Source organism: Aeromonas sp. FDAARGOS 1415 (assembly GCF_019048365.1).
Lineage (GTDB): Bacteria > Pseudomonadota > Gammaproteobacteria > Enterobacterales > Aeromonadaceae > Aeromonas > Aeromonas taiwanensis.
This window is the reverse complement of record NZ_CP077363.1, coordinates 2,427,077-2,441,007: the sequence shown is the minus strand read 5'-3', so window position 1 is coordinate 2,441,007 and position 13,931 is coordinate 2,427,077. Positions and strand designations below refer to the sequence as shown.

At 64.9% G+C, this 13,931-nt stretch carries 14 protein-coding genes; 13 read left to right on the top strand and 1 reads right to left on the bottom strand.

The genetic code is table 11. From position 1 onward, the window contains the following. The first annotated feature begins 24 nt into the window (after positions 1-24). From holA to I6L45_RS11555, 13 genes are all read left to right on the top strand, one after another. The gene (holA, locus tag I6L45_RS11615; protein ID WP_216982138.1) at positions 25-1,059 is read left to right on the top strand and encodes a DNA polymerase III subunit delta; all 1,035 of its coding nucleotides are present in this window, start codon (positions 25-27) and stop codon (positions 1,057-1,059) included. Next, entirely contained in the window at positions 1,053-1,736 is a 684-nt protein-coding gene (gene nadD / locus I6L45_RS11610) for a nicotinate-nucleotide adenylyltransferase (RefSeq protein ID WP_216982137.1), read from the top strand. Before holA ends, nadD begins: the two co-directional genes overlap by 7 nt. A gap of 172 nt (positions 1,737-1,908) precedes the next feature. Then, entirely contained in the window at positions 1,909-2,247 is a 339-nt protein-coding gene (rsfS, locus tag I6L45_RS11605) for a ribosome silencing factor (protein ID WP_043762188.1), read from the top strand. A gap of 24 nt (positions 2,248-2,271) precedes the next feature. Continuing rightward, positions 2,272-2,739: a 23S rRNA (pseudouridine(1915)-N(3))-methyltransferase RlmH gene (gene rlmH / locus I6L45_RS11600; protein ID WP_005298242.1), complete on the top strand. Its 468-nt coding sequence runs from the start codon at positions 2,272-2,274 to the stop codon at positions 2,737-2,739. A 105-nt stretch (positions 2,740-2,844) separates the two neighbouring features. Beyond that, positions 2,845-4,761 carry a penicillin-binding protein 2 gene (gene mrdA, locus I6L45_RS11595; RefSeq protein WP_134695371.1) on the top strand — a complete coding sequence of 639 codons (1,917 nt, stop codon included), beginning with the start codon at positions 2,845-2,847 and terminating at the stop codon, positions 4,759-4,761. Next, entirely contained in the window at positions 4,754-5,857 is a 1,104-nt protein-coding gene (gene rodA, locus I6L45_RS11590) for a rod shape-determining protein RodA (protein WP_043762191.1), read from the top strand. Before mrdA ends, rodA begins: the two co-directional genes overlap by 8 nt. Beyond that, a complete protein-coding gene (gene mltB / locus I6L45_RS11585) occupies positions 5,857-6,855 on the top strand; it encodes a lytic murein transglycosylase B (RefSeq protein WP_216982136.1) in 999 nt (332 codons plus the stop codon). The genes rodA and mltB overlap by 1 nt, the downstream gene beginning before the upstream one ends. Continuing rightward, positions 6,797-7,720 (top strand): septal ring lytic transglycosylase RlpA family protein, encoded by a 924-nt coding sequence (locus I6L45_RS11580; protein WP_043762194.1) that lies wholly within the window; start codon positions 6,797-6,799, stop codon positions 7,718-7,720. The genes mltB and I6L45_RS11580 overlap by 59 nt, the downstream gene beginning before the upstream one ends. A 165-nt stretch (positions 7,721-7,885) precedes the next feature. Then, entirely contained in the window at positions 7,886-9,115 is a 1,230-nt protein-coding gene (locus I6L45_RS11575) for a D-alanyl-D-alanine carboxypeptidase family protein (RefSeq protein ID WP_216982135.1), read from the top strand. Positions 9,116-9,392: 277 nt separating this feature from the next. Next, positions 9,393-9,656, top strand: a complete 264-nt coding sequence (gene ybeD / locus I6L45_RS11570) for a DUF493 family protein YbeD (protein WP_010673756.1) — start codon at positions 9,393-9,395, stop codon at positions 9,654-9,656. A gap of 94 nt (positions 9,657-9,750) precedes the next feature. Next, positions 9,751-10,443, top strand: coding sequence for a lipoyl(octanoyl) transferase LipB (lipB, locus tag I6L45_RS11565; RefSeq protein WP_043762197.1), 693 nt, complete (start codon positions 9,751-9,753; stop codon positions 10,441-10,443). After that, positions 10,440-11,405: a lipoyl synthase gene (lipA, locus tag I6L45_RS11560; protein ID WP_043762198.1), complete on the top strand. Its 966-nt coding sequence runs from the start codon at positions 10,440-10,442 to the stop codon at positions 11,403-11,405. The genes lipB and lipA overlap by 4 nt, the downstream gene beginning before the upstream one ends. A 147-nt stretch (positions 11,406-11,552) precedes the next feature. Continuing rightward, a complete protein-coding gene (locus I6L45_RS11555) occupies positions 11,553-12,053 on the top strand; it encodes a GNAT family N-acetyltransferase (protein WP_216982134.1) in 501 nt (166 codons plus the stop codon). A gap of 93 nt (positions 12,054-12,146) precedes the next feature. Here I6L45_RS11555 and recJ read toward each other — a convergent pair whose 3' ends face one another. Beyond that, on the bottom strand, positions 12,147-13,877 hold the full coding sequence (gene recJ, locus I6L45_RS11550; RefSeq protein WP_216982133.1) for a single-stranded-DNA-specific exonuclease RecJ: 1,731 nt from the start codon (positions 13,875-13,877) through the stop codon (positions 12,147-12,149). Positions 13,878-13,931 lie beyond the last annotated feature (54 nt).

Sequence of the window (13,931 nt, the reverse complement as noted above, 5' to 3'; positions counted from 1 at the left end):
TCCAGTTCTGATGAAGGTATCTTGATGAGAGTCTATCCGGAGCAGTTCGCGGATCACCTCAAGGCAGGGCTCAAGCCCTGCTATCTCATTTTTGGAGACGAGCCCCTGCTCAAGCTCGAAGCCATCGACGCCGTGCGTCAGGCGGCCCGCAAACAGGGCTTCGATGAGCGCCACAGCTTCGTGGTGGAAGCCGGCCTGGACTGGAACCAGGTCCATGACGCCTGCCAGGCCATGAGCCTCTTCTCCGCCCGCCAGATCATCGAGCTGGAGCTGCCGGCCAAGGTCGACAAGGACTTGGCCGCCCGCATCAGCGAGATCGGCAAGCAGCTCCACCCCGATCTGCTGCTGGTGCTCAGCGGCGGTCGCCTCAACCAGACCCAGATGAAGGCAGCCTGGTTCGACAAGCTGAGCCAGAGCGGCACCTATGTCCCGGTCAACCACCCCGAGCCCCGCTTCTTCCCGCGCTGGATGAGCGCACGGTTTCAACGCTTCGGTCTCAAGGCGATGCCGGATGCGGTCAACTTCATGTGTCACGCTTACGAGGGCAACCTGCTGGCCGCGAGCCAGGAGATCGAGAAGCTGACCCTGCTCTCGCCCCCCCAGCCCATCACGGTCGCCTACCTGCAGGAAACCATCATCCGCCACGCCCACTTCACCCCGTTCCAGCTGGTCGATACCCTGCTGGAGGGCAAGGTGAACCGGGCCCAGCGCATCCTGCTGGCCCTGCGCGCCGAGGGCACCGAGCCCGGCATGCTGGCCTGGACCCTGTGCCGCGAGCTGGAACAGCTCACCGAGCTGGCGCTGGCCGCCCGCGCCGGGCAACCCCTGGTGGAACACTTCACCCGGTTACGCATCTGGCAGAGCCGCCAGCAGCTCATCCAGCAGGCCCTGACCCGGCTCCCCTTTGCCAAGCTGCAGCAGCTGTGGCAACTGATGGCGCAACTGGACGACGCCCAGCGCCGCTTCGATACCGAAGGGGCCTGGCTGATGCTGCAGACCATCGCCCTCGGTTTTCGCGATGGCGCCCCCCTGCCTTTGCTGGAGGCGGATCCATGCTGAAAGCGCCCATCGGCATCCTCGGCGGCACCTTCGATCCCATCCACATCGGCCACCTGAGGCCTGCCATCGAGGCCCGCGAGGCCCTGGGCCTGGCCGAGGTGAGGCTGCTCCCGAACCACATCCCGCCCCACCGCGCCAATCCGTTCTGCTCCAGCGAGCAGCGCCTGGCCATGGTCAGGCTGGCGGCGGCGGAGAACCCGGGCTTCGTGGTGGACGAACGGGAGCTCAAGCGGGACACCCCCTCCTGGACCATCGACACCCTCATCGAGCTGCGGCGCGATCTGCCGGACACCCCGATCTGCTTCCTGATGGGGATGGACTCCCTGCTCGGCTTGCCGGGCTGGCACCGCTGGCGGGAGCTGCTAGATTACGCCCACCTGGTGGTGAGTACCCGCCCCGGCTGGCAGCCGGACTACCCGGCCCCCATCGCCGAGTTGCTGGCCCGTCACCAGACCCGCGAGGTGGCAGATCTGCACCGGCTGCGCCACGGCCGCATCTGCCTGGCAGACAACCTGCCCATCGAGCTGTCGGCCACGGGGCTGCGGGCTCTGCTGGCGGCGGGGCGGGATCCCCGCTATCTGCTGCCCGCCCCGGTCGCCGACTACATCCGGCAGCACGGGCTCTATCAACCGTCGGCGGGGTCATCCGCAGGAGAAGGCGTCGAGCCGACACCTTGAGGCGTAGCCGGCACAGACCCGACTATTGTCAGGACAGGTTGCGCACTATAGTGATCCTTGAGGGGCTGCCCTTGCGACATGGCGGCCCGCACCTTCCCGTTGCCAGGCTGGGAAACGGGAGTGACCATGATATAATCCGCCGCCCTCTGGCGCCGGAAGACAGGAGAAGACATTGCAAGGCCAAGAATTACTCGCCTTTATCGTCGACAAGATCGATGACATGAAAGGCCGCGACATCATCACCCTCGATGTGCGCGGCAAATCCAGCATCACGGACACCATGATCATCTGCTCCGGCAACTCCAATCGTCATGTCAGTGCCATCGCCCACAACCTCGCCAGCGAGGCGCGCCACGCAGGCCTCGATCTGCTGAGCGTGGAAGGGGAACTCACCGGCGAATGGGTGCTGGTGGACATGGGGTCGGTCATCGTCCACGTGATGCAGGATGAGTACCGCGACTTCTACCAACTGGAAAAACTCTGGAGCGGCGCCGCTCAGATGAATTCGTAATAAAGGGCGACAGCGTAACCAAAGATGAAAATCCAGTTGATTGCCGTGGGCACCAAGATGCCTGCCTGGGTAGAGCATGGCTTCGAAGAGTACCGTCGCCGCTTCCCCAAAGACATGCCGTTCGAGCTCGTCGAGATAGGCGCAGGCAAGCGCGGCAAGAATGCCGACATTCCCCGCATCCTGCAGAAGGAGGGGGAAGCCATGCTGGCGGCCGCCGGGCGCTCGCGCATCGTGACCCTGGACATTCCCGGCAAGCCCTGGACCACGGAGCAGCTCGCCGTGCAACTGGAAGCCTGGAAGCTCGATGGCCGGGACGTGGCGCTGCTGGTGGGCGGCCCGGAAGGGCTCTCCCCCGAGTGCAAGGCCGCCGCCGAACAGAGCTGGTCCCTGTCGCCCCTGACCCTGCCCCATCCGCTGGTGCGGGTACTGGTGGCCGAGAGCCTCTATCGCGCCTGGAGCATCACCACCAATCACCCGTATCACAGAGAGTGAGCCATGCAGAGCCTATGCATTCCGCTCACCCGCCCGGCCCCCGGAGCCTGAGCATGCCTATCCGCACCGTCACTCTCCATCACACGTCAGCCATAAGGTAACGGCATGCTGAAGAATCGCATCGAAATGCGCGATCACAGTGCCGAGGGACGTCTGTTCTTCCGGCGCACCCTGGTCGCCTACATCGGCATGGTCGTGCTCATGCTGGTGCTGCTGGGCAACCTCTACTACCTGCAGGTGGAGTCCTACGACACCTATCAGACCCGTTCCAACGACAACCGCATCCGCGTCGTGCCGGTGGCACCGCCCCGCGGCCTGATCTACGACGCCAACGGCGTGTTGCTGGCGGAAAACCGCCCCGTCTACAGCCTGGAAATCGTACCGGAAGAGACCGAGAACCTGGAGAAGACCGCCGACGCGCTCATCACCCTGCTGGCCCTGCCGGAAGGGACCAAGGAGAAGTTCCTGGCGGAGGTCAAGCGCCAGCGCCGCTTCAAGCCCGTGCCCCTGTACGAGAAGCTGAGCGAGTACCAGGTCGCCCTCTTCTCGGTCAACCAGCACAACTACCCGGGAGCCAGCATCGAGGCCTACCTCAAGCGCTACTACCCGTTTGGCGACACCCTGACCCATGCCCTGGGCTACGTGGCCAAGATCAACACCCGCGACGTGGAGCGCCTCGAGAAGGAGGAGAAGCTCGCCAACTACGCCGCCACCAAGGATATCGGCAAGCAGGGGGTGGAGAAGTTCTACGAGGATCAGCTGCACGGCGTGGCGGGCTACCAGGAGGTCGAGGTGAACAACCGCGGCCGGGTGGTGCGCACCCTCAAGTTCCAGCCCCCCGAGCCCGGCAAGGACATCTACCTCAACATCGACATCCGCCTGCAGTTGAAGGCGCAGGAGCTGCTGGCCGGTCGCCGGGGTGCCATCGTGATGATGGAGCCCAACACCGGCGCCATCCTCGCCATGGAGTCGAGCCCGAGCTACGACCCCAACCTGTTCGTGACCGGTATCTCCAGCACCAACTACTCGGCGCTGCTCAACGATCCCGCCCGGCCTCTGGTGAACCGCACCACCCAGGGCATCTATGCCCCCGCCTCCACCGTCAAGCCCATGATGGCGGTGATGGGGCTGAACGAGGGGGCCATCACCCCCAACTATCGCTACTTCGGCGGGCCCAGCTTCTCCATCCCGGGCACCACCAAGAAGTTCCGCGACTGGCGTCGCTGGGGTCATGGCTGGCTCGACGTCTACCGCGCCATCGAGGTATCGGCTGACACCTACTTCTACGATCTCGCCTACCGGGTCGGCATCGACAAGATCAACAGCTACATGACCCGCTTCGGTTTCGGTCAGTACAGCGGCGTCGATCTCTACGAGGAGACCAAGGGGGTCATGCCGTCCCGGGACTGGAAGATGGCGCGCTGGCGCCAGCCCTGGTACCAGGGTGACACCATCTCCATCGGCATCGGCCAGGGCTACTGGAGCGCCACCCCGATCCAGCTCGCCAAGGCCATCAGCATCCTGACCCAGAACGGTCACGATGTGACACCGCACCTGCTCAAGAGCACCGCCTCGTCGGACGGCGTGGTCAACGCCCCCATCAACCCGAACGTGGCCATCGCCGCCAAGAGCGACACCTACTGGCAGGTGGCCAAGGACGGCATGTGGCGCGTCATCAACGGCCACGAGGGAACGGGGCGCCGCGCCTTCGCCAACACCCCCTACAAGGCGGCGGGCAAGTCCGGCACCGCCCAGGTGGTGGGCCTCAAGGAGAACCAGGTCTACAACGCGGCCACCACCAAGGTGGAGCACCGCGACAACGCCCTGTTCGTCGCCTTCGCCCCCTTCGAGGCGCCCAAGGCCGTGGTCGCCCTGGTGCTGGAGAACGCAGGAGGTGGCAGCGCCATGGCGGCGCCGGTCGCCCGCCACATGCTGGACGCCTACCTGCTTCCGCCCGAGCCCCAGCTGCCACCGGCACCGGAAAAGCCGTCCCAACCGAGCGAGGTCGTTCCCAATGAGTAATTCTGCCCGCCAGCAGAGCATCTGGTACAAGCTGCACATCGATCTGCCGCTGCTGCTCGGCCTGCTGGCCCTCATGACCCTCTCCATGGTCGTGCTCTACTCGGCGTCGGGGCAGAGTGTTGACGCCATCGTGCGCCAGCTGGTGCGCGGCGGTCTGGCCTTCGCCCTGATGATCGGCATGGCCCAGCTACCCCCCTCCCTCTACGCCCGCTGGTCAGTGCCCCTGTTCGCCGTGGTGGTGCTGCTGCTCATCGCGGTGGACGTGTTCGGTCACATCGGCAAGGGGGCCCAGCGCTGGCTGGACCTCGGCTTCATGAAGTTCCAGCCCTCCGAGGTGATGAAGCTCTCCATGCCCATCATGGTGGCCGCCTGGCTCAGCCGCCATTCGCTGCCCCCCAAGTTCAGCCACGTGATGATCGCCCTGGTGATGGTGCTGCTGCCCACCCTGCTCATCGCGGCCCAGCCGGACCTTGGCACCTCCATCCTGGTGGCGGCCTCCGGCTTCTTCGTCATCTTCCTGGCGGGGATCAGCTGGTGGCTCATCGGGCTCGCGGTGCTGCTCATCTGCGCCTTCATGCCGGTGCTCTGGTTCTTCCTGATGCACGACTACCAGCGTCAGCGGGTGCTGATGCTGCTGGATCCCGAGAAGGACCCGCTCGGGCGCGGCTACCACATCATCCAGTCCAAGATTGCCATCGGCTCAGGGGGCGTGTTCGGCAAGGGCTGGCTGCAAGGCACCCAGTCCCAGCTGGAGTTTCTGCCCGAACGCCACACCGACTTTATCTTCGCGGTGTTCAGCGAGGAGTTCGGTCTGGTAGGGGTGGCCCTCCTGCTGGTGATCTACCTCTATATCATCAGCCGCTGCCTCTTCATCTCCATGCAGGCCCAGAACAGCTTCGAACGCCTGCTGGGGGGCGCCCTGACCCTCACCTTCTTCGTCTATGTGTTCGTCAACATGGGCATGGTGAGCGGCATTCTACCGGTGGTGGGGGTGCCCCTGCCGCTGGTGAGCTACGGCGGCACCTCCATGGTGACCCTGATGGCGGGCTTCGGCGTCCTGATGTCCATCCAGACCCACAGGCGCCTGCTCGCCTGATGAAGCGCGGCTGGCTGGCGCTCTGCGTCTGCTCCCTGACGGCGGGCGCCACCGTCTCGCCAGCAGGGCTCGCCCTGCTGGCCGAACAGCAGCAGGTGCCGCTGGCCGAGTTGCAGGCCGCCATCGGCGAGGCCAGTCTGCGTCAGGAGGTGCTCGACACCATCAGCCGCCCCTGGGAGGCCAAGCCCTGGCACCGCTACCGGCCGCTGTTCGTCACCCCGGAGCGGATCCGGGGCGGAGTCGACTTCTGGCAGCGCCATGCCGCCACCCTGGCCCGGGCCGAGCAGACCTACCAGGTGCCCGCCGCCCTCATCGTCGCCATCATCGGCATCGAAACCTTCTATGGCCGCCAGATGGGCCGCCATCCGGTGCTCGACAGCCTCTACACCCTGGGATTCCACTACCCCGAGCGGGCCGACTTCTTTGCCAAGGAGTTTGCCCAGCTGGTGCTGCTTGCCCGGGAGGAGAAGTGGCCGCTCACCACCCTCAAGGGATCCTATGCCGGCGCCATGGGCATGGGCCAGTTCATGCCCTCCAGCTACCGTCACTACGCGGTCGATTTTGACGGCGACGGCAAGCGGGATCTCTTCGCCAACCCGGCGGATGCCATCGGCAGCGTGGCCAACTACTTCGCCCTGCACCGCTGGCGCTGGGGGGAGTCGGTGGTCGAACCCGCCTTGATCGGATTGGCTCCAGTAGGTACCCTGCTTGCACCCGAGCCCGAGCTCAAGCAGCGCTGGGCCGAGCTGGCGGCCGCAGGCATCGAACTCGCCACCCCGCTGGCACCCGACACGCCGGTAAAACTGCTGGCATTGGAGCAGGCCGAAGGACCGGAATACTGGGTCGCGCGCCACAATTTTTACGTGATCACCCGCTACAACCGCAGCCCTCTCTATGCGATGGCGGTGCATCAACTCAGTCAAGCCATCCAGGACGCTTATGCATTACAGCCACAAACTTCTCCCCCTCAGCCTGACCTTGTTGCTGGCCGCCTGTAGCAGCCAGCCGGAGCCCCAGCCGCTGCCGCCAGAGCCCGTCCCCCAGGAGAAGCCTCAGGTCATCGAGATCCCCCAGGCGACCGGCGCCATTCCACGACCCGAACCCATGAGCCAGAGCGGCAACCGGGATTACTGGATTGGCAAGCAGAAATACGAGGTGTGGCGCGACATCAAGCACTACAGCGAGGAGGGGACAGCGAGCTGGCTCGCCAGGGATCTGGACGGCAACAAGACCGCCAATGGCGACGTGCTGGACAGCACCCTGTTCAGCGCCGCCCACCGCAACCTGCCGCTGCCAAGCTACGTGCGGGTCACCAACCTGGACAACGGGCTGGAGACGATCGTGCGGGTCAACGACCGCGGCCCCTTCGGCAGCGACCGCCTGATCGACCTCTCCCACGCCGCCGCCACACAGCTGGAGATGGTGGAAGGTGGCGAGGCCAGGGTACGCCTCGAGCTCATCACCGATCAGCCGGACCAGATGGTGGAGATGGTGCCCATGGCCCCCATGACACCGATGGCGCCTGCGGCGCCGGCCGCCGACACCTTCGTCAACGAGACGCCGGCCCCGACTGCACCGGCCAAGGCCGCTCCGGCACCAGCCGAGACGGCGACCAGCACCGTCTCCGCCCCCAAGACCGGCACGGCCGAGGGCAAGATGATCCAGGTGCTGGCGAGCGGCTCCGAGGCCCGGGCCCAGGCCATGGGCAAGGTGATGACCCAGCGCTACGGCGTGCCCTATCAGGTGGTGACCCATGGCGCCGTCTTCCGCGTCCTGATGGGGCCGGTGGCGGCCGATCAGCAGGCTGCCCTGCTGGATCAGATCCGCCAGGGCGGGCTGGAGCAGGCCTTCATCGTGCCCTGAGCGCAGCCCCGACCTCACGCCGGGATACGACGTGAGGTCGGGGGAAAACCCATAAAATCCCGTCCAGATCGCAACTCGGGCTATGACCGACGAGCACATCTGGTATAGTGAAGCCCGCTTTTTTTCAACTTGGGTACACCCCATCCAGGCACCAGGAATTTCAAGATGTCCAAATTTGCCCGTTCCGTTATTCTGGCCTCCCTGTTAAGCGCCACCGCTCAGGCCAACCAGCCTGTTCCGACGCCGGATTCGGCACTGCCGACCGCCCAGCCGGTCCCCACTTTGAACAGCGCCCCCATGGTGGTCCCCGCCGCACCGGAGATCTCCGCCAAGGCCCACATCCTGATCGACTACTACTCCGGTCAGGTGCTGGCCGAACAGAACGCCGAAGAGCGTCTGCCCCCCGCCAGTCTGACCAAGATGATGACTTCCTACATCATTGGCCAGGAGCTGGCCAAGGGGAACATCAAGCGCACCGACATGGTGACCATCAGCCAGAACGCCTGGTCCAAGAACTACTCCGACTCCTCCAAGATGTTCATCGAGGTGGGCAAGCAGGTCTCCGTCGATGATCTCAACAAGGGCATCATCATCCAGTCCGGCAACGACGCCTGCGTCGCCATGGCCGAACACCTGGCAGGCAGCACCGACTCCTTCGCCAGCCTGATGAACAGCTGGGCCGCCAAGCTCGGCATGAACGACAGCCACTTCATGAACCCGCACGGCCTGGATGCCGAGGGTCACTACAGTACCGCTCACGACATGGCGCGCCTGGGCCAGGCCCTGATCCGCGACCTGCCGGAGGAGTACAAGATCTACGCCCAGAAGTCCTTCATCTTCAACGGCATCACCCAGCACAACCGCAACCGTCTGCTGTGGGACCAGTCCCTGCAGGTTGACGGCATCAAGACCGGCCACGTCAGCCAGGTCGGCTACAACCTGGTCTCCTCCGCCACCAACAACGAAGGCATGCGCCTGATCGCCGTGGTGCTGGGCGCGAGCAGCGAAGCCACCCGCGCTGCAGAGAGCAAGAAGCTGCTCACCTACGGCTTCCGCTTCTTCCAGAGCCTGACCCCGTACAAGGCCGGTACCGAGCTGGTGACCCAGAAGATCTGGATGGGCGACAAGTCCGAGGTGAAACTGGGCGTCGACCAGGACGTCTCCGTGCTGGTCACCCGCGGCCAGGGCAACAACCTCAAGGCCGACTTCCAGCTCGAGAGCGAGCTGAAGGCCCCGCTGGCCAAGGGTCAGCGCGTCGGTACCGTGTTCCTGAAGCAAGGGGACAAGGAGATCAAGCAGGTGCCGCTGGTTGCCCTGGAAGAGGTGCAGGAAGGTGGCCTGATGAGCCGTCTGTGGGACTACCTGGTGATGCTGGTTTCCAGCTGGTTCAAGTAATACTCCCCTCCTCAAACAGCGGCGCCAACAGGCGCCGCTGCTGTCTTTTGCGGTCAGTCCAGTCAATAACCCTGTAATCTGCAGGTTCCGCCGACTGACGATTTGTGGTAAAAAGCAGCATTTCCACGTCTTGCCAAATCACCGGGTCTTGATCCCGGTGCGGACAATGCCCATATAGACCAGGGTGATGCCCCTACAGGCGCATGCCGACGGCCTCCGTCGGCCCTGCAAGATGAAAGATGAAGTCGCTTCCCGGCGACGCAGAAAGGTGAAGTAGATGAATACCAAGTTTGATGAACTGCTGGAGTTCCCCTGCAAGTTCCCGTTCAAGGTGCTCGGCGTGGCCGATCCCGCCCTGCCCGACATGGTGGTGGAAGTGCTGCAGCAACACGCCCCCGGCACCTACAGCCCGACCGTTCAGCCGAGCTCCAAGGGTAACTATCACTCGGTACGAGTGACGGTCACCGCCCAGAGCAAGGAACATATCGAGGCCATGTACACCGCCCTCGGCAAGATCGAGCTGGTTCGCTACGTCCTGTAAGTCACCTCTCTCGCCCCGTCACCGGGGCGACTGATTATCTGCCACCCGGTTGCACCGACTATCGTACCGGCCCTGCGCCTGTCAGTGAGGAAAGATGTCACCCGAAACGCCCGCCGAGCCACACTCGCCTCCCAGTCAGCTGATCGTCAGACAACTGGGCCGTCGCCCCTACCAGCCGGTATGGGACGCCATGAAGGCCTTCACGGACAGCCGTACCAGCGACACCCCGGACGAGTTCTGGGTGGTGGAGCACGACCCCGTCTACACCCAGGGGCAGGCCGGCAAGGCCGAACACCTGCTCGCCCCCGGCGACATTCCTGTGGTGCAGAGCGATCGCGGCGGCCAGGTGACCTATCACGGTCCCGGCCAGCTGGTGCTCTACGTATTGGTGGACGTGCGCCGCAGCAAGCTGTCGGTGCGCGAGCTGGTAACCTGCCTGGAAACCGCCATCATCAACACCCTGGCCAAGAGCGACATTGCGGCCTATGCCAAGGCCGATGCCCCCGGGGTCTACGTGAAGAACGAGCTTGGCATGGAGGCCAAGCTGGCCTCCCTTGGCCTGCGCATCCGCAAGGGCTGCTCGTTCCACGGGCTGGCACTCAATATCGACATGGACATGACCCCCTTCCTGCGCATCAATCCGTGCGGCTATGCGGGCATGGCCATGACCCAGACCAGCGCCCTGGGCGGCCCGCAAAGCGTGGCCGAGGCGCAATCCATCCTGGTGGCCGAACTGGCCAGCCTGATTGGTTATCACACAATAACAAACACCGAGAGTGAATCATGAGCAAACCCGTTCGTATGGAGCCGGGCGTCAAGCTGCGCGATGGCGACAAGATGGCCCTGATCCCGGTGAAATTCATGCCGGATCCCAACGAGGAAGTGCTGCGCAAGCCGGACTGGATGCGGATCAAGCTGCCGCCGTCAAGCCAGAAGATCGAGCACATCAAGAGCACCCTGCGCAAGAACAAGCTGCACTCTGTGTGTGAGGAAGCCTCCTGCCCCAACCTGGCGGAGTGCTTCAACCACGGTACCGCCACCTTCATGATCATGGGCGCCATCTGTACTCGTCGCTGCCCCTTCTGCGACGTGGCCCACGGCCGTCCGCTGCCGCTGGATCCGGAAGAGCCTAAGAAGCTGGCGCTCACCATCAAGGAAATGAACCTCAAGTACGTGGTGATCACCTCGGTGGACCGCGACGATCTGCGCGACGGCGGTGCCCAGCACTTCGCCGACTGCATCCGCGAGATCCGCGAGCACAGCCCGCAGACCCGCATCGAGATCCTGACCCCGGACTTCCGCGGCCGGATGGAGCAGGCGCTGGAGGTGTTCCGCGAGACCCCGCCGGACGTCTTCAACCACAACCTGGAAACCGCCCCGCGCATGTACCGGGTCGCCCGCCCGGGCGCCGACTACAAGTGGTCCCTGGAGCTCTTGCGCCGCATCAAGGAGATGCACCCCCACGTGCCGACCAAGTCCGGTCTGATGATGGGCCTTGGCGAGACCAACGAGGAGATCGTGGAGGTGCTCAAGGACCTGCGCGAGCACGGCGTCAACATGCTGACCCTGGGTCAGTACCTGCAGCCGAGCCGCCACCACCTGCCGGTGAAGCGCTATGTGCCGCCTGCAGAGTTCGACGAGCTCAAGGACGTGGCGATGGAGCTCGGCTTCAGCCACGCAGCCTGCGGCCCCTTCGTGCGTTCCTCCTACCACGCGGATCTGCAGGCCAAGGGGGAAGAGGTCAAATAAGCCTCTTTTTCTGCCAGCAGGAAAAAAGAGCGCCCCTGGGCGCTCTTTTTTTATCGCCGTCACCTAACAGGCAACGGTTGTCCCTTTGTGCTTGGCGCCATCCTGGCGTAACGTGGCCCCTCCCCCTTCTCTGGAGTGATGTGCCGGATGCCGACTCTCACCATTCGCCTGATCCCCCTGCGTGACGCAGACTTTCCCGCCTATCGCGACTACTTCATCGAGGATTACGCCCGGGATCTTGCCAGCAATCACGGGATGGCGCTGCCTGACGCCCGCCGTCAGGCCGACGCCTCGTTGCAACAGCTCCTGCCACAAGGCGTCGCCACCCCGGGTCACCATCTACTCGCCCTGGTGCCTGAGGACGGTAGCGGCGCCTCGAACACACCGGGTGAGCCCCTGGGCTATCTCTGGCATGCCCTCGACAGCGCCGCCGGCACCACCTTCATCTACGACTTCTATGTGACGCCACCCCATCGTGGCCAGGGCTTCGGCAAGGCGGCCATGGCCGCCCTGGAGGCGCAGCTCGCCTCCCTCGGCATCCACCAGATCAAGCTGCGGGTCGCCCACGACAACCCGAGGGCCCTGGCGCTCTATCAGGAGCTGGGTTTCACCATCACCGGCTACAACATGGCGAAGCACCTGGGGTGATAACAGCTCCGGTGCGCCCGCTTCCGGCCCGGATAGCGTGGCCCGCCAACGAAAACGGCCACCCCGGGGTGGCCATTGTCGATGTTCGCCGAGTCAGAGGCCGGCGGCCTCCAGATGCTCCACCAGCAGCTGCACGCTGCGGTTGCCGCGCCACTCGTTGACATCGAGCCGATAGACCAGCCGCACCCGTTTGACCGAGGCGTCGGGCCAGCGCTTGAGGTCGACCCCGAAGGCGATGGCATCCACCGCGTGGCCGGAATCCGTGGTCAGCATCATCTTGAGGTGCTTCTCCCCCACCAGCCGCTGCTGCACCAGCACGAACTCGCCGTCGAACAATGGCTCGGGGAAGGCCTGACCCCAGGGACCGGAGGCGCGGATCAGCTCCGCCAGCTCGAGGGTGAGCTCGTCCGGCAGCAGTTCGCCGTCGGTGAGCAGCACCCCGGTCAAGAGCTCAGGGGTCACCAGCTCGCCGATGACCGCCTCGAAGGCCCGGCCGAAAGCCTCGATATTGGCCTTGGGCAGGGTCAGCCCCGCCGCCATGGCGTGGCCGCCAAACTTGCCCATCAGGCCGGGGTGACGGGTATCGAGCAGTTCCAGCGCATCGCGCAGGTGCACCCCCGGAATGGAACGCCCGGAGCCCTTGAGCTCGGTGTCGCTGCTCTCGGCAAACGCGATGACGGGACGGTAGTACTTCTCCTTGATCTTGGAGGCCACCAGCCCCACCACCCCCTGGTGCCACTCGTCCCGGTGCAGCACGATACCGGAGGGCACCTCGCCGTCACGAAAACGGATCTGCTCCAGGGTGGCCAAGGCCTCCTGCTGCATCCCCTGCTCGATCTCCTTGCGCTCCTGGTTGAGGCTGTCCATCTCGGATGCCAGCTGGCGCGCCAGGTTGAGGTCGTCGCAGAGCAGGCAGGCGACCCCGAGGGACATGTCATCGAGGCGCCCCACCGCGTTGAGGCGCGGCCCCAGCGCAAAGCCCAGATCGGCGGCGCACAGGCGACGACCGTCGCGGCCCGACACATCCACCAGCGCCTGGATGCCGGGACGGCAGCGCCCTGCCCGGATCCGCTGCAGGCCCTGGTGCACCAGGATGCGGTTGTTGCCATCGAGCGCCACCACGTCGGCCACGGTGCCAAGCGCCACCAGGTCCAGATAATCCGCCACGTTGGGGGCGCGCAGCCCCTGGCGCTCATACCAGCCGCTCTGACGCAGGTGGGTGTTGAGGGCCGCCATCAGGTAGAAGGCGACCCCGACCCCGGCCAGCGATTTGGAGGGGAAGTCGCAGCCATGCTGGTTGGGGTTCACTATCGCATCGGCGTCAGGCACTTCCTGGCCTGGCAGATGGTGATCGGTAACCAGTACCTGCATACCGGCCGCCTTGGCCGCCGCCACCCCGGCGATGCTGGAGATGCCGTTGTCCACCGTGATGAGAAACTCGGCGCCGCGGGCCACCGCCAGTTCGACGATCTCCGGGGTGAGGCCGTAACCGAACTCGAAGCGGTTGGGCACCAGAAAATCGATGTAGCGGCCCCCCATGGCGCGCAGGGCCAGCACGCACAGGGCCGAGCTGGTGGCGCCGTCGCAGTCGAAGTCGCCGACAATGAGAATGCGCTTTTGCGCCGCCAGGGCGTCGGCCAGCAGGGGCACCGCCTGCGCCATGCCAAACAGACGCTGGGGTGGCAGCAGCTGATTGGCGCTGCGCTCCAGCAGGGCAGGGTCTTCGACCCCACGGCTGGCGAAGATCTGGCGAAGCAGCGGGTGCAGAGTGGCGGGCAGATGGGAATCATCCACGCGCGGGCGACGACGGATTTGCAGGGACATCGATTCTATCCTGTCTTCTGGGGCGATTAAGGCGATGAGCCAGGGCAGGCCGTA

Excerpts from the sequence above, each read along its gene's own strand:
- lipA (WP_043762198.1), top strand. The coding sequence starts at position 10,440 with ATGAGCAAACCCGTTCGTATGGAGCCGGGCGTCAAGCTGCGCGATGGC.
- holA (WP_216982138.1), top strand. The coding sequence starts at position 25 with ATGAGAGTCTATCCGGAGCAGTTCGCGGATCACCTCAAGGCAGGGCTC.
- rlmH (WP_005298242.1), top strand. The coding sequence starts at position 2,272 with ATGAAAATCCAGTTGATTGCCGTGGGCACCAAGATGCCTGCCTGGGTA.
- I6L45_RS11555 (WP_216982134.1), top strand. The coding sequence starts at position 11,553 with ATGCCGACTCTCACCATTCGCCTGATCCCCCTGCGTGACGCAGACTTT.
- mltB (WP_216982136.1), top strand. The coding sequence starts at position 5,857 with ATGAAGCGCGGCTGGCTGGCGCTCTGCGTCTGCTCCCTGACGGCGGGC.
- lipB (WP_043762197.1), top strand. The coding sequence starts at position 9,751 with ATGTCACCCGAAACGCCCGCCGAGCCACACTCGCCTCCCAGTCAGCTG.
- recJ (WP_216982133.1), bottom strand. The coding sequence starts at position 13,877 with ATGTCCCTGCAAATCCGTCGTCGCCCGCGCGTGGATGATTCCCATCTG.
- ybeD (WP_010673756.1), top strand. The coding sequence starts at position 9,393 with ATGAATACCAAGTTTGATGAACTGCTGGAGTTCCCCTGCAAGTTCCCG.
- I6L45_RS11575 (WP_216982135.1), top strand. The coding sequence starts at position 7,886 with ATGTCCAAATTTGCCCGTTCCGTTATTCTGGCCTCCCTGTTAAGCGCC.
- mrdA (WP_134695371.1), top strand. The coding sequence starts at position 2,845 with ATGCTGAAGAATCGCATCGAAATGCGCGATCACAGTGCCGAGGGACGT.
- rodA (WP_043762191.1), top strand. The coding sequence starts at position 4,754 with ATGAGTAATTCTGCCCGCCAGCAGAGCATCTGGTACAAGCTGCACATC.
- I6L45_RS11580 (WP_043762194.1), top strand. The coding sequence starts at position 6,797 with ATGCATTACAGCCACAAACTTCTCCCCCTCAGCCTGACCTTGTTGCTG.
- nadD (WP_216982137.1), top strand. The coding sequence starts at position 1,053 with ATGCTGAAAGCGCCCATCGGCATCCTCGGCGGCACCTTCGATCCCATC.